Source organism: Paenibacillus sp. VTT E-133280, from assembly GCF_002264385.1.
Lineage (GTDB): Bacteria > Bacillota > Bacilli > Paenibacillales > Paenibacillaceae > Paenibacillus_AQ > Paenibacillus_AQ nitricinens.
This window is the reverse complement of sequence record NZ_NFUX01000101.1, coordinates 1-18,187: the sequence shown is the minus strand read 5'-3', so window position 1 is coordinate 18,187 and position 18,187 is coordinate 1. Positions and strand designations below refer to the sequence as shown.

At 44.8% G+C, this 18,187-nt stretch carries 12 protein-coding genes, 1 tRNA gene, 1 pseudogene and 2 riboswitches; of the genes and pseudogenes, 6 read left to right on the top strand and 8 right to left on the bottom strand.

Going from position 1 to position 18,187, the window contains the following annotated elements:
• Both CA600_RS28410 and serS read right to left on the bottom strand, forming a co-directional pair.
• A partial coding sequence (locus CA600_RS28410; RefSeq protein ID WP_179281767.1) for a chitobiase/beta-hexosaminidase C-terminal domain-containing protein occupies positions 1-3,435 on the bottom strand: 3,435 nt, incomplete at its 3' end.
• A 379-nt stretch (positions 3,436-3,814) separates the two neighbouring features.
• Entirely contained in the window at positions 3,815-5,101 is a 1,287-nt protein-coding gene (gene serS, locus CA600_RS28405) for a serine--tRNA ligase (protein ID WP_094874471.1), read from the bottom strand.
• A 497-nt stretch (positions 5,102-5,598) separates the two neighbouring features.
• Between serS and ssuE the strand changes: the two genes are divergently transcribed.
• Entirely contained in the window at positions 5,599-6,147 is a 549-nt protein-coding gene (gene ssuE, locus CA600_RS28400) for an NADPH-dependent FMN reductase (RefSeq protein ID WP_094874470.1), read from the top strand.
• 172 nt (positions 6,148-6,319) lie between these two features.
• Here ssuE and CA600_RS28395 read toward each other — a convergent pair whose 3' ends face one another.
• The 4 genes from CA600_RS28395 to CA600_RS28380 form a co-directional block, all read right to left on the bottom strand.
• Positions 6,320-7,351 (bottom strand): ribonucleotide-diphosphate reductase subunit beta, encoded by a 1,032-nt coding sequence (locus CA600_RS28395; RefSeq protein WP_094874469.1) that lies wholly within the window; start codon positions 7,349-7,351, stop codon positions 6,320-6,322.
• Between the two features lie 247 nt (positions 7,352-7,598).
• A complete protein-coding gene (locus tag CA600_RS28390; RefSeq protein ID WP_094874468.1) occupies positions 7,599-9,932 on the bottom strand; it encodes a ribonucleoside-diphosphate reductase subunit alpha in 2,334 nt (777 codons plus the stop codon).
• 55 nt (positions 9,933-9,987) lie between these two features.
• Positions 9,988-10,503 (bottom strand): anaerobic ribonucleoside-triphosphate reductase activating protein, encoded by a 516-nt coding sequence (gene nrdG / locus CA600_RS28385; RefSeq protein WP_094874467.1) that lies wholly within the window; start codon positions 10,501-10,503, stop codon positions 9,988-9,990.
• The gene (locus CA600_RS28380; protein WP_094874466.1) at positions 10,500-12,485 is read right to left on the bottom strand and encodes an anaerobic ribonucleoside triphosphate reductase; all 1,986 of its coding nucleotides are present in this window, start codon (positions 12,483-12,485) and stop codon (positions 10,500-10,502) included. The genes nrdG and CA600_RS28380 overlap by 4 nt, the downstream gene beginning before the upstream one ends.
• Before the next feature lie 217 nt (positions 12,486-12,702).
• A riboswitch (cobalamin riboswitch) is annotated at positions 12,703-12,936 on the bottom strand.
• A gap of 376 nt (positions 12,937-13,312) precedes the next feature.
• Here CA600_RS28380 and CA600_RS28375 point away from each other — a divergent pair.
• The 4 genes and pseudogenes from CA600_RS28375 to CA600_RS28365 all read left to right on the top strand — a co-directional run bounded on the left by CA600_RS28375 (position 13,313) and on the right by CA600_RS28365 (position 15,208).
• Positions 13,313-13,621 carry an MTH1187 family thiamine-binding protein gene (locus CA600_RS28375; protein WP_094874465.1) on the top strand — a complete coding sequence of 103 codons (309 nt, stop codon included), beginning with the start codon at positions 13,313-13,315 and terminating at the stop codon, positions 13,619-13,621.
• Between the two features lie 95 nt (positions 13,622-13,716).
• Positions 13,717-13,788, top strand: a tRNA-Thr gene (locus CA600_RS28370).
• A 205-nt stretch (positions 13,789-13,993) separates the two neighbouring features.
• Positions 13,994-14,125 (top strand): YjcZ family sporulation protein, encoded by a 132-nt coding sequence (locus CA600_RS31595; protein WP_218832805.1) that lies wholly within the window; start codon positions 13,994-13,996, stop codon positions 14,123-14,125.
• Positions 14,126-14,665: 540 nt separating this feature from the next.
• Positions 14,666-15,208, top strand: a pseudogene (locus CA600_RS28365) (NAD(P)H-dependent oxidoreductase).
• Positions 15,209-15,272: 64 nt separating this feature from the next.
• On the opposite strand, the gene CA600_RS28360 reads toward CA600_RS28365, so the two are convergent.
• Positions 15,273-15,647 (bottom strand): winged helix-turn-helix transcriptional regulator, encoded by a 375-nt coding sequence (locus CA600_RS28360; protein WP_094874464.1) that lies wholly within the window; start codon positions 15,645-15,647, stop codon positions 15,273-15,275.
• Positions 15,648-16,087: 440 nt separating this feature from the next.
• Positions 16,088-16,480: a hypothetical protein gene (locus CA600_RS28355; protein WP_094874463.1), complete on the bottom strand. Its 393-nt coding sequence runs from the start codon at positions 16,478-16,480 to the stop codon at positions 16,088-16,090.
• Positions 16,481-16,972: 492 nt separating this feature from the next.
• Positions 16,973-17,063, top strand: a riboswitch (cyclic di-GMP riboswitch).
• A gap of 110 nt (positions 17,064-17,173) precedes the next feature.
• Between CA600_RS28355 and CA600_RS28350 the strand changes: the two genes are divergently transcribed.
• On the top strand, positions 17,174-18,187 hold a 1,014-nt coding region (locus CA600_RS28350; RefSeq protein WP_143812213.1), incomplete at its 3' end, for a choice-of-anchor A family protein.

The following is an 18,187-nucleotide window of genomic DNA, read 5'->3' as shown; positions in this document are numbered from 1 at the left end:
ATCGTTGGTGTGTAGAACAGTTAACGGGAATTGTTCAGAAGTATTGAAATCAATCTGTGCCATAACCGCATCATGATCGGATACCCGACCTTTCGATGGTGAGAAGTCCGCATTTAGATGGACGACATCTACTTTTGAAGAAGGCGTTAGATTTTTACTGACAAGAATATGATCTAGTACTTGAGAGTTTCCGTCATAGGTATACGTATACTGCTCATTTAAAGGCAGTGTATCGATCAAATTGTCTAGCTCTGAGCCTTTTAAGATTGTTGCAGTTTTAGTGAATTGGAAATCATTCAAATCGCCAAGCGCTACTACGTTGGCTTTAGGATTTGCAGTCAGAACCTCTTTGACAAATCCGTTTACGACTGCTGCAATTTTATGACGTTGTGTTTCACTGGACAATACGGGGGGCTGAACATTCCCAAAAGGACCATTATCGCCGCCTTTTGAATTGAAATGGTTTGCGATCACGATCACTTTTTCGCCGCCGAAAATAAATTGTGCAGCGAGGGGTTTACGTGAACTTGCAAATGCGGCATTCGTTGGATCAATCCGTCCCGGATTGTAAGTTAGCTTATCTGTCGCTGTGTTGTAGCCGACGGATTGTGTTGCAGAGCCTTTTTGTCCAGTAACACTGTCTGCAAGCTGTACTCTTGTAGGGTTGTACAGGAATCCTACGCGAATGTTTCCGCCTGGGGCTCCGCCATCCTTATTGTTCTCCGGAGCGATATCTGTGTATTTGTATACAGGACCGCCAGCGGTTTCAATAGCTTTAATTAGCTCGTTTGCGCTTGCTTCAGTGATTCCGTTATCGGTTTCACCATTGCTGTCCTGCATTTCGACCACGCCGATAATGTCAGGCTTTTTCATATTATTCGTGATGGAGTCGGCAAGCTTCTGGATTTTTGTTGCTCCGACACCTGGGTAGAAGTTCTCAATGTTGTATGAAGCGATTAATAGCTTGTCCTCATTAACCTCAAGAGTAGTTGTTTCTTGTTTAAAGGTACTTGGGGTAATGGTTGGCAGCTTACCGTTCTCCGGAATTACTTTGAAATTACCATTGTTGTATCCGATGACCCCTGTAACATCTCCAGCGAACTTATCTCCGGTGATGACTTCTTGACCCGGATTTCCATAGGCAATGATAAGGCGCTGAGGATTGAATTGGTTATATTCCTTTAGAACTAGTCCACCAGCTGGTGTGATGACATCAGGAGTATCATTTTCTACTCTTGTAGGGATGTTATAAAGCATGGAATTTCCGCTACCACTTGTCCAGTAAGGACTAATGATCGTAGGGGTAGGGAGTTTTACAAGCATACCTTCTAACGATTCATAGAAATCAATAGCATCTTCACTAGGTTCAAAATCCGCCATGCCGTCATTATCAATGATGGAAGAAGGAATAGCTCTTCCACCTTTGCCAAGTACGATAGGTTCAGGCACAGTATAACTAGAAGAGGAATCTACTGTTAGTGATGTCATATTAATTTGAGTGGAGGTTAGATTGCTCGCACTTCCTTCGTTATACTCGGAAACGGCTCCATTAACGCGCACTAAATCTCCAACTTTAGGCTTAAGGGATGCATTTGTGCTGTAAACGAAAATACCTTCCGATGTGTTCACGTTATTGTCCGGCTGAGGGTCCTGCATAAAGAAACCTCTATAAGCGCCAGTTGCGAAAGTGTATCCGTATTGGGTAACGATGCCTTCAACATCAGTAACGTTCTGGCCTGCATACTCAGAAGTATGAGATTCTCCTTGGATATCATGGATACGAGGGAGATCAGAAGCTTTATAAGCAAAGGTATACACTTTACTGGTCTTGCCATCTGCTACGACAATTGCATTAAGGGTAAGATCTTTACTAACTGTAATTGGATCTGAATAAAGTTTGCTTGCTGCGGTTGGTTCTGTTCCATCAGTCGTGTAATAAATCTGTGCTCCAAGGGTAGGACTGGATAGGGTCACAGCACTTCCTTTAATGATGCGACCTGCACCAGGGCTCGCCATTACGGAAAAGGTTTCTTCCACCATAGCGTTTTCGTTAAGTGGAATGAATTGATAAGTTGTATTATATTGCTCAATAACCCCAGTAATGCTGTCAAAGGTTTTACCCTTAACGAGTTTAGGCAGGGTAGAGAAAATTGTGAATTGCTGTCCACCTTGACTTGCAGTCACTGTATTTCCATTTACATTGTCTATGGTCACATTATTCATAGTAACTAGCTGAGCTTCATGGCTTTCGCCGTTGGCTGCAGACAAGTCAGCTGCTGTAATCAATTTAGGTGCAGGAACACCCACATCATTCGCAACGATAGAATATTGAAGTCCACTTTGGAATTTGATTTCTTGCAGGTTGCTGTAGATATCCATCGTGCCACTAACTTCAACACGATCTCCAACGTTGGCGAACTCTGGGAATCCGTAAAGTACGATCCCGCCGGATTCATCCTGAATATACATTTTTGCTGCATTAATGTGAGTTACGATACCTTCTGTTGAAATATTCTGGCCTTTACTAGCAAGGCGTGCTGTTGCGACGTCTGTTTTGGTCAGAATTGTGTAATCAAAAGCCGTTATAGGGCTATCCGGCATATTTGGTTCTGAAGCATACGCCTTAATTGTAGTGTCCTCAGTTAAGGTAATAGGCCCTGTGTAAGGTTGGAAATCAGTTGAACCAGCTGCTCCATAAACAGCTGAATAGACGGATGCTCCAACTGTCGGAGAATTCAGAGAGATTTCAGTACCTACCGGCCAGGCATTAGCGGCTGGTGAAGCTACTACGGAGCTAGCTGTCTCCGGTGCTTTACCATAACTACTATTGCGTGGACTTGCTGCTTGAACAACAAAATCCGTAACGTTGTTGTCCGTATCTAGACCACGGCTATCTGCTGGCGCACCAGCTGCGGCTTTACGAATAGCGGCTGTTGCGTTGGTGAGAGCAGGGGTTGGAGTTCCCTCAACACCTGTAGCTGTACCGTAGCCAACTAAATCTATTGTATTATTCGAAAGGTCAACCAAGTCGACTTTACCGTTTGTTCCACTCATAGCTAGGATACCTGTAGCATCAGGAGCAGGTAGTGCAGTAGTTCCTCCTGTTCCTGCAGCCTCTTGGACAAGGTAGTATCCATTTGCAGGAATCGTTCCTGTTAAATCTGTTCCGGTGCTAAAGGTTCCAGTAGCGGAAGTATATCGGACTTTCCATCCAGTCAAGACCACTGGTTTGTTGGTAGGATTGTATAATTCAATAAAATCATTCTTAAACTCTGCTCCGCTGTTTCCTCCACCGCCATAGACTTGTGAGATAACAACATTGCTATTATCCGGTGCTGCCTCGGCAGTCTGAATTGCTGGTAGCACACTGCCGACAAGCATTAATATTGCCAGTCCACTAGCCCACCATTTCCTTACTCTTGAAGAAATAATCATTTGGATAAGTATTCTCCCCTCAAATCTTTTATTAGAAACCTACTAAATCTTATCATTCAAATGTAAAATGAAAGGTTGGTTTGCATTAATATAAATTAAAGGTTCTATAAATTAAAATAAAAAAATAAAAAGTTATTGTTTTCGCATAAGAATAGGGGCTGAAAATAGTGCGTAAATACAATAATCCTTAAAAATCTAGTGTTTATTGGAGGATGAATAATCCCATATATGAGTTAAATTTTACATTTGAATAACACATAGAGAAGGCGTTGTTAGGCTCGATTATTTGGGAGGTCTTAGAACAAAAAAATGCCCATTCAGCTTCTTGTTGAGAAGTGAATAGGCATTATTTATTTCAAATTTACTTGGATAAAACAGACTACTGTTGTAGAAGCTCTAGCCGCTCTAATCCGTCCATATATTTGCGCAGCGCCTGAGGGATGTAGATAGAACCATCCTCTTGCTGGTGATTCTCCAGCAGCGGGATCAGAATTCTTGGTGTAGCGACTGCGGTGTTATTTAAGGTATGGCAGTATTGTAAGCGACCATCAGCATTCCGATAACGGATGCCCGATCGGCGAGCTTGGAAATCGAGTAGATTAGAAGCCGAATGGGTCTCACCGTATGCGCCTCTGCTAGGCATCCATGTCTCGATATCATACTGCTTATGCGTCTTCAGGGACATATCCCCTGTGCAGACAGCCATGACTCGATAGGGGAGCTCTAAGAGCTGAAGGATGTGCTCGGCATTTGCGAGGATCTCGTGAAGTATATGGTCCGAGACACCTTCGTCATTTCGGCATAAGACGACTTGTTCAATCTTCGAGAATTGATGAACACGGTACAGCCCGCGCACATCTCGCCCCGCTGATCCGACTTCACGGCGGAAGCAAGTCGACATTCCAGCTAGTCGCATCGGTGTATCAAGCTCTACAATCTCGTCGCTGTAAAGCGAAACTAGCGACACTTCCGATGTGCCAACCAGCCAGCGATTATCTCCGCTGAGCTCGTACGTCTGATCCATCCCACCGGGAAAGAATCCGGTTCGCTCCAACGCTTCAGGGCGGACAATTACAGGAACATCCATCACGGTGAATCCGCGTGCAGTGAGCACATCTAGGGCTAGTCTCTGTACAGCAAGATGTAACATCAGTCCTGCTCCTTTAAGCACATAGCTGCGGGGGCCGCCTGCTTTGACGCCACGAGGGATATCGATGATATCGTGGAGTTCACCTAGCTCCACATGATCACGAGGTGTAAAGCCGAATTCCGGCACCGCTCCGTTCAACCGCAGTTCTACGTTATCGTTATCATCGTGGCCGATGGGTGTATCCTGCGACACCGGATTCGGTGCGAGCAGCATGAGCTCTCTACAGCAGCGTTCAGCCTCGTTCAAATCTGCTTCCAGCAGGTTCAGCCTATTATTGAGTTCTCGTACCTGTGCTTTGACGATCTCTCCAGCAGGGCGGTCACCCTTACGTAGTAATTGTTCAACCTCTTTGGTTAGCCCATTACGTTCGGCTCTTATCTGTTCTGTTTCTTGTCGCAGGCTTCGGCGCTTTTCGTCCCAATTCAGCAATTCATCCAGTGGGAAGTCGACTCTTTTCCAGGTGGCAGTGTTTCTTACAAGTTCCTGATTATCCTTAATCCAGTTCATTTCCAGCATACCGTTTCGCTCCTTTTTGTTTAAAAGATAAGGAAGTGTAAGGTTCATCCTTCACTTTATCCTTCTATTTCTCGCACAAACACTTACCGTCCTTATAAGGACGACGAAGGTGATTATGCTTGAAAAAACGCAAAAAACGCCCTCATCCATGGGACGAGGAGCGTCAGCTCGCGGTGCCACCCAGGTTGATCGAATCTCCTTAACAACAGGAAAGAATCGACCCTCTTTGGTCTTCGCGGTAACGGGCGAAACCCGGTGAACTTAGGGAGTCATTATAGGCTCCGGTCGCAGACGCCTCACGGTTGGATGCCGATCATTGGCCTGATTCTTGGATTTAATATTGTTGCTTAGTATATCGCAAGAGTGGGATGAGCGCAAGCGTTTATGGTTTGACAATAATATCTAATCTGCGATAGGATTAATATTAATTTAAAGTATTCCTGTCGGGTTAAATATTGCAGTGTGAGCTGCTCAAGTGGGATGAAAGAGGTGGAGAAGTGGCTAAAATTGTTGTGATTAACGGAACGCCTTCCCTGGTATCGCGTATCAATGCAGTTATAGAGTATGCGGAGGCAAGCTTAACGGATCAGGGCTTTGAGGTTGAGCGTATTAACGTAGCTGAGCTGCCAGCGGAAGATTTGATTCACACCAAGTTTGAGAGCGATGCTATCGTCAAGGCGAATGGCCTTGTAGCTGAAGCGGATGCGGTAATCGTGGTTAGCCCGGTTTATAAAGCCTCTTATACAGGCGTGCTGAAGACCTTCTTGGATCTAGTTCCGCAAAAGGGATTGGCCGGCAAAATCGTACTCCCGCTCTTCATGGGTGGCAGTCTTGCACATCTCCTCACGATTGATTATGCTTTGAAACCTGTGTTGTCTGTACTCGGTGCACGTTACATTCTTGGTGGAGTGTATGCCGTGGATTCTCAGGTGGTTCGTAATGATCACGGCGTGGTAGAGCTTGCTGAGGAGCTGAAGCTGCGACTGAATGATGCATTAGCTGAGCTGGCAGAAGAAACTACACATCGAATAGAGCGCAAGGCTTAGGACTCAGCAGTAGGCATTCTGTTTCTGATGGATTCATAACAAATATATAAGCGTCTCATTCATTCCTGATGTAAGGGTTGAGGAGACGCTTTTTTGCTATAGCCAAAAGGCCATCTCACTGTAAAAGTAGAGAATGGCCTCTTTTTTATCTATGGATCGTTATAGTCCAGTCTTACAAATCGTCAAATCCGTTATCATCGCCAACCTTACCGTAGTTGCGGGACTTGGCTTCGAAGAAATCAGTTTTCGTAGCATTCAGCGCATCGTCGGAGAAAGGCTTGATCCAAGGCATGCAGTTAACATCAACACCTTGGTAAGCTTTTTCCATACCCATCAAAGTCAGACGTTTGTTCGCTGTATATTTGATATAGTCGCTAAGCTCGTTAAGGTCAATGCCACGAACATTAGTGAGAGTGTAGTAAGCCCAGTTGGTTTCAAGCTCTACCGCGCGGTCGATGGTACGGTATACGTAATCCATGTTTTCTTTGGTGTTCAGCTCAGGGAAGTCTACGAGCAGCTGCTTAAATACTTCTGCGAAGAAGTAGCAGTGCTGATTCTCGTCACGTTGAATATAAGAGATCATTTGGCTGGTCGCCATCATCTTCTGGTCACGGGCCAGATTGTAGAAGAAGGCGAAAGTGCTGTAGAAGAAAATTCCTTCCAAGATGAGATCTGCTACCAACGCATGGAAAAAGGTTTGTTTCGTTGGATTATCACGGAACTCTTGATAAATATCGGAGATAAATTGGTTGCGCTCCAGTAGAACCGGATCTTTCTTCCAATACTCGAAAATCTCTTTCTGTTCACTATCCGACACGATAGAGGAAAGAACATAGGAATACGATTGGTTATGCACTACTTCTTGTTGCCCGATAATGGCAGAAATAGCTTCTAGTGAGGAGTCGGTGAAATAACGCTTCACGTCGCTGACGAACATCGTCTGCATCGAATCCAGCACAGCGAGCAGGGAGATGTTGATCTTAAATACACGTTGCTCCTCTGCATCCAGCATAGGGAATTGTTGCGCATCTTTGGACATTGGGATTTCATCCGCGATCCAGTGATTAAGCAGAAGGACCTTGTACAGCTTGTACATATGAGGCATTCGAATATCATTCCAGTTCAGAATGCCTGAGCATTCACCGTCGATAATGCGTGTGGATTGGTTAGGTGCTTCAGTATTAAAAATCTTTTGTAATTGCATTTCTTATCCCTCCATTTTTTTGCGCGGGTAATCTTTCTTTGGTGTCTTGTTCATAGAAAGACGGTGATGGAGTAACGGAGAGGAAGTTTGGAGCTGTAGGAGCGTCAGCGACCGCCTTTGTCATCGGATGTCATCCGCTAATAGCGGTAAAGATCAAGACATCTGATGACAACAGCGGCCGGAAGCCCAAACATTCCTCGCAGTTACGAAATTCATCATCGTTTTTCTATTCAGGGCACTAAGATAATTAGCTAGCGCAAGAATCACACTCTTCTATTGTCAAAGCACGGCTACGCACATAATAAGTTGATTTCAATCCGCCCTTCCAGGCGTTCAGATGCAGCTCAAGGAACTCGGTAGCCTTGATGTCAGGACGAACATACAGGTTGAAGCTTTGGCCTTGATCGACGTGACGCTGACGAGCGGAAGCCATGCGGATCGACCAGTTTTGGTCAATGGTGAAAGCTGTCTTATAGTACCAGATTGTCTTGTCGGACAGATCTGGTGCCGGGTTAGCGATCTTGTAAGTTGTTTTCTCTTCATAGGAAAGCAGTTCATACAAAGGATCAATGCTGGCTGTGGAGCCGGCAATAATCGATGTGGAGCCGTTCGGTGCAATCGCGAACATCCATGCGTTACGAACACCGTCTTTAGCCACTTCTTCTTGCAGCTCGCGCCATTGTTCAGTGGTTACATATTTACCTTCTTGTTCACCGCTAACGTAGCCACGTGAAGTAAAGTACGCACCTGTCTCCCAATCGGAACCGGCGAACTTCGGATAACGGCCTTTTTCACGGGCAAGCTCCATGCTCGAACGTACCAACAGGTAGTTGATGTGTTCATACAAATGATTGTTATATTCTACGGCTTCATCAGATTCCCAACGAATGCCCTTGAGTGCTAATAGGTGATGCAAGCCGAATGTGCCGAGACCCACTGCGCGGTACTGGCTGTTCGTGTATTGTGCTTGCAGAACTTCAATATTATTGATGTCGATTACGTTGTCCAGCATACGTACTTGGATAGGTACAAGTCTTTCCAGCACGCCAGCTGGAATCGCACGTGCCAAGTGAATAGAATTTAGGTTGCAGACTACGAAATCGCCAGGAATCTTGGAGATAACAATCCGGGTCTTGCCATCTTTGGTTACTAATTCTTCCTGTTCAATCACGGTAGCGGATTGATTCTGCATAATTTCTGTGCACAGATTGGAAGAGAAGACCATACCTTGGTGGCGGTTCGGGTTCGTCCGGTTCACCGTATCACGGTAGAACATATACGGAGTACCTGTTTCGAGCTGTGATTTCATAATCCGTTTCATGATGTCGATCGCAGGAACGGTAATACGGGACAATTCCAGATTGGCTGTAGCTTCAGCATATTTTTCACGGAAAGTACCTTTACCAAGCTCTTCATCGTAGAAGTCTTCCAGACCCAGCGGACGACCATCCTCATCCGTCCAGCCCATAACCTTCTTCACTTCATGAGGGCAAAAGAGGTTCCAGTGGCTGCGTGATTCAACAGCTTCCATGAACAAGTCCGGCAGGGTTACACCGTGGAATACGTCATGGGCACGCATGCGCTCGTCACCGTTATTTAGCTTAAGATCGAGGAAAGCGAGAATATCTTTATGGAATACATCAAGGTAGACAGCGACAGCACCTTTACGAGTACCTAGCTGATCTACGCTGACTGCGGTATTATTCAATTGGCGAATCCAAGGGATTACGCCGGAGCTAGTGTTCTTGTGACCACGGATATCCGAACCACGTGCCCGTACTTTACCCAGGTAGACGCCGATACCGCCGCCCATTTTGCTAAGGCGCGCTACGTCTGTATTGGAATCAAAGATACCCTCTAGGGAATCGTCCACCGTATCGATGAAGCAGCTGGAGAGCTGTCCAGCGACCTTTTTACCGGCATTGGACATGGTAGGGGTAGCAGCTGTCATGTAGATGTTGCTCATAGCCCAGTAAGCTTCTTTTACAAGCTCAAGACGTTTCTCGGCTGGCTCACGGTGCATGAGGTACATAGCGATAATCATGTAACGTTCTTGCGGAAGCTCCATTACACGGCCGTCAAAATCATGCGCCAAATAACGGTCAGATAGCGTAAGCAGACCAATGTAATCGAATAGAAGGTCGCGTGTATAATCGATACATCCACCTAGCTCAATGATTTGCTCTTTAGTGTAATGCGTTAGAAGCTCCTCACGGTAGATTCCTTTTTTAACAAGATCCGTGATTAGAGGGTACAGCTCACCGTAAGGCTCTTCTGGATAAGCTTTATAGCGGCGGTGAACGGCTGCTTTTTTATAAAGGGTAGTCAGAAGGGCACGGGCAGCTGCAAACTTCCAAGTAGGCTCTTCTTTTGTTACAAGTTCTAGGGCACTCATAGTGAAGGCGTTGCTAATTTCTTCTCCGCTTACGGAGTCACGGCGCAGTTTGGAAATTACTCCCCGCAGCAATGTTTCTTTATTTAGTTGATCAAGACCCTCCAAGATACGGTCGGCGTATATGGAAAGGCGTTTCTCATCAAAAGCCAGTTGGCGATTATCTGGTTTAACTACGAATTGTGGCATGGTTATTTCATCCCTTCTTATTTTGGATTAATTTTGAATATCAAAAATTGATATATTATAGCGCAGTAGGCTGCCACAGAAAGACCTCCGAGCCGTTCATACTGGCCGGAATGTCGATTATGCGTTGGTTAGAGCTTCCTCGGTAAGGAAGTGTAGTATCTTTTAATTCTTCTATAAAACGTCCATCTATTAATACCTGACACTGTGTAAGTAGATTCCACTCCGGAGAACCGGGAAGGGCGTTTAGTTCCTCATACGTATACCCACTGTAAATCCAGATGGGGAAGCCTGGGAGCACGGCGCGAAGCTCATGAATGAACCCAAGTACCTCTTCTGCCGAGAAAAAAGGATCGCCGCCTGCTAGTGTTAAACCATCCAGCAATGGGTTAGCGGCGATTTCTGCAATGATTTCATGTTGACGTTCTAAGGTGAAAACTTCTCCATATTTAAAATTCCATGTCTCGGGATTAAAGCATCCCGGGCAACGATGGCGGCAGCCGCTGAGGAAGAGGACGGCCCGCATGCCCTCTCCCTCGTTAATCGACTCCGGATAGTATCCGCAAATATTCATAGATGCTTAACGCGATCCCGTACTTCGGCTTGTTTGGCGGCGTTGAAGCGGGTCTGATAGTCGCCAGTTAAATAACCTGTAACTCTGCGCAAACGACGGATGTGCACGTCATTCTCATGTGCGTTGCAGGAAGGACAGTTTGTCCCAATTACGCCTTCGTATCCGCAGCTTGAGCAGCGGTCAATCGGATGGTTAATGCTGAAGTAGCTGACCTGTTGTTCTAGTGCGTATTTAATGATTTTGATAAAGGCGGTTGGATTGCTGCGGGCATTACCGTTTAATTCGACATAAGAAATAGCCCCGGCATTGCAGTATTCATGGAAAGGAGCTTCCAAGCTGATCTTCTGAGCAGCGCCTAGATCATAGTATACAGGGATGTGGAAAGAGTTCGTATAATACTCACGGTCAGTTACGCCTGGAATAGAACCCAGTACCTTACGATCAATCTTGGTGAATTTACCGGACAGACCCTCGGCTGGTGTTGCGAACAAGGTGATGTTTAGATTCAGTTCTTCACTTTTCCGGTCGCAATACTCCCGCATATGACGTACGATAGCCACAGCCTTGGCATGGACTTCCATATCCTCGCCATGGTGTTTGCCGTACATGGCTTTCATGCATTCCGCCATACCGATGAAGCCGAGCGACAGACTACCATGCTTCAGCAGTTCACCTACAGAGTCTTCAGGAGCGAGGGTTTCGCCGCCTTCCCAGACGCCTTCTCGCATCATGAAATCGGATGCTTTAGCTTTTTGCGCGCTTTGGATGCGGAACCTATGAAGAAGTCCTTCCAGCGCAATGTCCATATAGTGATTTAGATCCTCATAGAAGCCAGCTTCGTCTGCGACGGTACGCCGGCCTGTTACTGTGCCGTGTGCCAGACCGAGCCGAACCAGATTCAGTGTATTAAAGGAAAGGTTGCCCTTCCCGGAGCAATGATTACGCCCAAAACGGTCACCGAGCACTCGAGTGCGGCAGCCCATTGTAGCAAATTCCGTATCAGGATCACTTGGATCATAATACTGCAAGTTGAGCGGAGCGTCTAGATTAGCAAAGTTCGGATACAGTCTGCGTGCAGAACATTCCGCTGCTTTTAGGAACAATTCATAGTTAGGATCGCCTTGCTGTTGGTTGATTCCTTGCTTGCATTTGAAGATTTGAATAGGGAATACAGGTGTTTCTCCGCTGCCAAGCCCGTTCATCGTTGCTGTTAGCAGGGAACTGATTACAAGCTGACCTTCTGGTGAAGTACAAGTACCATAATTGATACTGGTAAACGGAATTTGCCCGCCGGATCGGCTGGACATGGTATTGAGATTATGTACCATACTTTCAGCCGCTTGCAGGGTTTCGATTTCAGTTTCTTTCAGTGCATAACGGAACGATTTCGGATATACCTCGGCCAGATCGGTCCGGCTCATTGTGATCTCGCCCAAAGATTCATTAGCTTGTCCCTCATCAAAATAATCCAGACCCTTGCGGAACAGCTTAGCGAAGGATTTGGTTACATAAGGTGCCAGATCATAGTCGAGTTTATTGGCGGATACACCGCCATATTGAGCATTTTGCTGGGATTGAAAAATGATTGCTACTAGTGACATAGCTGTCATTATGGAGTTCGGAGGACGAACACTGCCGTTGCCGGTGTTGAAGCCTTCTCGGAGAAGCTTATCAAACGGGATAAAAATGCAGTTAGTCGTTCCGATTGCGTATTGATCCAGATCATGCACATAGACGACATTGTCATCAATGGCTTGCACCAGCTGCGGCGGCATCGTAAAGTTACGGGCGTACCATTTTGAATATTCACTGCCGAACTTGCTCATTTTACCGGAGAAACTCTCTCCGTTCAAATTGGCATTCTCGCGCAGCAAGTCCAAATCCCGGCTGTCGATAATATCGCGTCCTAAATCAATGAGCTCTTCTAAAAGAACTTCCCGTGCATTTGTTGTACCGTTAAATTGTCTCTCCAACAACGTCATTGTATAGCTCTCCTCTCAGTCTATCGTCCTATCATTAAGAAGTGGGGCCGCATAAGCGGCCGTATATTCATTGTGATCTCATAAAAAAAGCATCCCCTAGCGAGGATGGCTGAAAATGCCCGATGCGTTATGTAAATATCCACACAGATATTTGTAGTGGTCTCTAAGAAGATGACCGCATGCGGACACCACTCCTGTTCCTCGCAGGCACTCATAGTTGGTGTCGTCGAAACAGGCAGGTCTCCTGGCTTCCGTAGGACCTCTCAGCGCCTTCCCAAGGGGGTTCTTACCCTCAGTGGCTTCTGCCAGGAGATCTGCCCATCTTTAGCTTCTAAAAGCTTGTAAAGGGCATCCGGTTACAGTGGCGGGACCGCAGCGGATTTTCACCGTACTTCCCTATTAAGCTCTAATTCCGATTAAGGATCAAAGCGCCTGTCTCCACTATATTTTGTTGTCGTTAGATAAAAATAACCCAAGATGTTGTGTTTGTAAACAGTTTTTTAGAAAACCCGCGCGGGGAGCGGGTTCTTCAAAAGTACTCCACAAATGATCCACAGGCTGTCCATAAGTAATCCACAATTGATCCACAGGCATATGAAAAATGATTCATAAATTGTCCGAAAAGATGCCACAAAGAGTCCATAAATGTAGTGCAGATGACCCTAGAATTCACGTAAGAAAAAATACCCGTGGCGAAAGTCATATTTCGGAGAATTTTTGGGGGAAAGAAGAAGGGGCATAATAAAGCTGAGATCATTTGTGGGAGAGCGGTGGAGTTGTTACAATAGAAGGAGACACATACTTTAAAATTCCGAGGAGGTATTCCCATGCCTATTGCTGAAGTAACCGTTATTCCGATTGGAACAGGTAGTACGAGCCTTAGCAGCTATGTTGCGGATATGCAGCGAGTGCTGAAGACGGTAGAAGGGATTACTTATGAGCTTACATCCATGGGTACAATTATCGAAGGGCCTCTTCAGCGTATTTTTGCTGCAGTCGAGGCGCTGCACGAGTCTCCTTTTGCCGCAGGTGCAGAGCGTGTCTCTACCTCACTTAAAATAGACGACCGCCGAGATAAACCCTCTACTAGCCGTGGAAAGCTGGAATCTGTGGAGCGTAAACTACAGATGGAATAGCAGTTCGGGAGAGCAGGGAAATAGAGAGAAATAGGCTTGCGTTTCTGGGTGGAAGTTGTATAATATTTTTTGTTTGACAGAAAAATCAGCTTTAAGCTGGTGTAGCTCAGGGGTAGAGCAACGCACTCGTAATGCGTAGGCCGGGGGTTCAATTCCCTTCACCAGCATATCTAAGAATTGCGCATGGCACGGCTTCCGGGATTTCGGGACCGTGCCATTTGTCTTTAAATCATCTATTTTCTAACATCCTTCTAATCTTTGCCTACGGTAGGGGCTTTAAATGGATAGATATCTAATTACCTATTTACCCAAGCACTATAGTGTGGATTTCATAAGCTAAGATGAACTTAAATACAAAGGAGGAAATTTAAAATGAGCGAAAATATTGCTGGCTTTGGTGGTGTCGGATATGGTGGCGGTATCGGAGGAGCCTTTACATCTACCGGTGCAATCTTGGTACTGTTTATCCTCCTTGTAATTATTTCTAAGACTATCTTGCTATAAAATGAGAAGGATGTTTTGTTTGGAGCTTGAGGATGTGCTTCCACAGAGTTATATCAGCCTTAATCTGGTGTAGCCCAGGGGTTCAATTTCCTTCACCAGCATCTCTAAGAATGGAATAACGGCGCGGTTTTCGGGGATCCCCGAACCGCGCCGTTTGTCTTGAAATCACCTATCTTCTAACATCCTTCTAACCTTTACTCAAGTAAAGTGAGGGATCATTCGTAATCCCGACCTCTTTGCACGTTTCAAGAATGGAGTCGCCGATCCCTCGAAGGGCTGCTTCTTGTAAGCTGGGGAGAACATGTGAATAAGTATCCAGTGTAACATTGATGATGGAATGAACCAGTCTCTCTTGTGTGATATTTGGGTGTACACCGAAGATGAGAATCGCCCCGAAGACTGTACGTCAATATACGTGCAGACAGGTTGCAATGCTTACCTTAAGGTAAGTACGTGAACTAAAAGTGCATACTTACGCGATGGCGTGATGGGAGGTATAACTCAAGTCCTAAATCTGATTCAAACATGGAGGATACACCATTGAAAACACTTGTTGTCGTTACGCACCCAAACATCGAAACATCCGTTGTTAATAAACGCTGGATCGAAGAACTCCATAAATATCCAGACAAATATACGGTACATGAGCTGTACAAAGCCTATCCCGATGAAAAAATCAACGTGGAAAAGGAACAACAACTAATTGAAGCGCATGATAAGCTCGTCTTACAATTCCCTGTCTACTGGTTTAGTAGTCCGCCTCAGCTTAAAAAGTGGCTGGACGAAGTATTTACTTACGGATGGGCATAGGGCTCGAAGAGTGATAAATTAAGAAATCGTAAAATCGCATTAGCTGTAACTGCCGGAGGAAGTGAAAAAGACTTCAGTGAAGATGGTAAACTCGGCTACGGGCTTGACCGTATTTTATCTCCCTTTGACACGACTTTTGTTTACTGCAGCGCTGATTATCGTTCCTTCTATGCCATTTATGGTACGGAATCTGAGACGGTAGGAAGTACGGATTATTTAAAAAAATTGGACATCAGTTCGCAAGGCTATGTTGAATTTATCGATAATATGTAATTAGAATTGAAACAAAAAGCAGCATTTTCATTAATGGAAATGCTGCTTTTGTCATAAGTCGTCGCTAAATCGTAAACGGTACTGCTATCTCTTGCGCGGCTGGAACGGAATTTTTCTCTCCCCAAGTGCACATCATATCCAGCACCGGAATAAGCGATTGGCCCTTCTCAGTCAAGGAATACTCAACTTTAGGGGGAATCTGGGGGAATTCCTCGCGCCTGACGAGACAGTCCGCTTCCAGTTCTTTCAACATAACACTTAACGTCTTAAAAGGTATTGTACCGATACCTCGTTGCAGTTCATTGAATCGCACGATCTTGTTTTCAGAGAGATAGTAGAGAATAGTCATTTTATATTTACCACTAATGATAGACAAGGTGTAGCCGAAGCTAGTGTCCTTCTGGTGAATGCCAGGTGGTATACAGATTTCATCACTCATGGGCTATTACCCTCCTTCAGAAAATATAACGAAAAGGCAAACGCCTATTGCTTCTCCGTACTCAGGTCTCGACTTTATTATGTTTTACAACCAGCTATCAAGTCATCCTGCGAGCAACGAACCCACTATATCATTTTAAAACAATTAGTTCAAAGCACTCGTGGCTAACTATCCATCGGTCGGTTTTTCTGTCGGCGAAGTGGGCATCTTTGGTTGGAAATCAAAAGTGTCAAGCGGATAGTCTAAGCGACGAATTGATGTTTTTAATGTAATTTTCATGTGAGCATCATCTTATTTTCAGGTTCAAGGTTTATATTGAAGACACCAAACACCCCCCAGTGTTTTGTGGTATAAATCTCTCAGGTCTTGCCAACTCCCATGGTAAGGCCTATTTTTTTGTTCGCTAATGGAAATGGGGGGGGGACAGCCTCTACGCGGCTTTACTTAATCTGATACTGCTCTTCATAGCTCTTGAAAGATGAAATATCCAGACCGAGATATCTGCGCATATGAATTGCAGCTTGGGCAGCGACAATGTCGTTTAATAGCAGCATTCGTTCATGGTATCCACGACATATAAATTTGGCTTCGATCCCTGCATTAAGTCTGTTCTGCTCATAAACCTTGATTCCCCGTTTTCTCATCTCTGAACGAACATCTCTTAAATCTGTTGTAGCAACTGCTGCGGCTGTTTCAAGAACCTCCAGATAGGGGGCGGGTGTTCGTAAATGTGCAGATAGAATGGCGGAGTCCCGTTCGAAAGCTGATAAAATCATCGGAAGCAATAAATAAGATTTCACCAGCATATTGTCCCTGCTTTCAGCTCTATGCATGAATCTCATCACCCCTAATGGGAACGTATATTCGTATTCTACCCCGATATTCCAAAAATAATCAATGGTATTTCTAAACAGCTAGTCCAATGTGATTAAATTCACAACTAAATTAGAAAGAATAAAATATATTAAAATTGTAATAATAAAAATTAATGCTTCAGACTTATATAAAGGGAGAATTTGGATGAAAGAGGAAGGAAGTCTCGCCCGTGGAATGGTATTTGGTTTGATTCTAAGTATTCCATTATGGATATCGATATTAGGTTGGATAAAGTTACTTTAAAATTGAAGGAAAACCTTTGTGTGAAGCGCCTTTTGGCGCTTTTTTTGTGCTTGCTTACGCGTGTAAATATCAAAAGGAATTGATTGACAATTGTGGGGATGGAGCGCTAAACTATTGTTAGTTCCAAAGTATTAAAAGTCATAGACCATTATTTAATAGGATGCTTAAGCTACTAGTTCTAATTTGCAAAGGCTATACATATATAATCATGATAATAGCAAACCGCCTGAAAGGGTGGGACGCAAAGTTCAGGAGTCTAAAGTGTCTAAAAGACACTATGACCGTCCGACTGCCATGAGAAGGGAATTCTACTTCTTTTTTGGCGGTCTTTTTTTGTTATTAGGTTCTTTAGAGTTCTGGTAATTATTCTGTTTAATTATAAATCATAGTTTTAGGAGGTGCGCATTTTGAAAAGAAGAATGAAACCGTTGCTCTCATTAGTAATAGCGGGGATTTTGATGGTGGGTAGTGGGCTTTCTGGAGGTGGTTATTTGGTCAGTGCGGCAGGGCCTGTGCTTCCGTATATTCCTACACCTGTGTTAGGCATTGCAGGAAATTTTAATACTTTTATCCTTGGTGACTTCAATCAATCTAATGATCAGGTTCACGGGCGCCTGGCGGCCAAAGGTAATATTACTTTGCAGAATTACGGCGTATCCAAGGATAATCCAGGTGGAGATGTCCTTATTGCTGGCAATGACATCACTTTTACTAATGGGACTGTTCATGGAGCATCCGTTCATGGTGGTATTTTTATCAGAAACGGTGTAGATCTTAAAGAACCAGCGAGAAAAGGGACACCTATTGATTTTGATTATGAAGAGCAATATCTTATTGGACGTTCTAATGAATTCTCTTCACTTGCTACAGTCGGAACTTTCAAAAAGGAATATGGGAAAATAACAATTGATGCTCCGGAATCATTTAACGTTCTTAATCTAAGTGCTGCTGATTTCGTTGGTGCTAATGGCTTACAGTTTAATATTGCAAATAACGCCACAGTTATCGTTAACGTTAGCGGAAGTTCAGTTGAAATTCCAAGCTTTCAAATTTGGGGAGGCAGCCCTAACAAGGTATTATTTAATTTTTATGAAGCTAGCACTGTAAACATTGGAAGTTTAACAATAGAAGGAACTATTCTAGCTCCGCTTGCAAAAGTAACTTATAATTCCGGAGAACTGCATGGGACATTGATTGCGAAAGGATTTGCTGGTGGTGTGCAGATGCATTGGTATCCATATGAAGGGGTAGAGTCGCCTCCTACGCCGACGCCAACAGTGACGCCGACACCAACAGTGACACCAACGCCGACCGTTGCACCGACACCAACGCCGACCGTGACACCGACACCAACGCCGACCGTAGCACCAACACCAACACCGACCGTAGCACCAACGCCGACCGTGGCACCGACGCCAACG

Excerpts from the sequence above, each read along its gene's own strand:
- CA600_RS28380 (WP_094874466.1), bottom strand. The coding sequence starts at position 12,485 with ATGACGTTGTTGGAGAGACAATTTAACGGTACAACAAATGCACGGGAA.
- CA600_RS28355 (WP_094874463.1), bottom strand. The coding sequence starts at position 16,480 with ATGCATAGAGCTGAAAGCAGGGACAATATGCTGGTGAAATCTTATTTA.
- CA600_RS28360 (WP_094874464.1), bottom strand. The coding sequence starts at position 15,647 with ATGAGTGATGAAATCTGTATACCACCTGGCATTCACCAGAAGGACACT.
- serS (WP_094874471.1), bottom strand. The coding sequence starts at position 5,101 with ATGCTGGAAATGAACTGGATTAAGGATAATCAGGAACTTGTAAGAAAC.
- CA600_RS28395 (WP_094874469.1), bottom strand. The coding sequence starts at position 7,351 with ATGCAATTACAAAAGATTTTTAATACTGAAGCACCTAACCAATCCACA.
- CA600_RS28375 (WP_094874465.1), top strand. The coding sequence starts at position 13,313 with ATGCCTATTGCTGAAGTAACCGTTATTCCGATTGGAACAGGTAGTACG.
- nrdG (WP_094874467.1), bottom strand. The coding sequence starts at position 10,503 with ATGAATATTTGCGGATACTATCCGGAGTCGATTAACGAGGGAGAGGGC.
- CA600_RS31595 (WP_218832805.1), top strand. The coding sequence starts at position 13,994 with ATGAGCGAAAATATTGCTGGCTTTGGTGGTGTCGGATATGGTGGCGGT.
- CA600_RS28390 (WP_094874468.1), bottom strand. The coding sequence starts at position 9,932 with ATGCCACAATTCGTAGTTAAACCAGATAATCGCCAACTGGCTTTTGAT.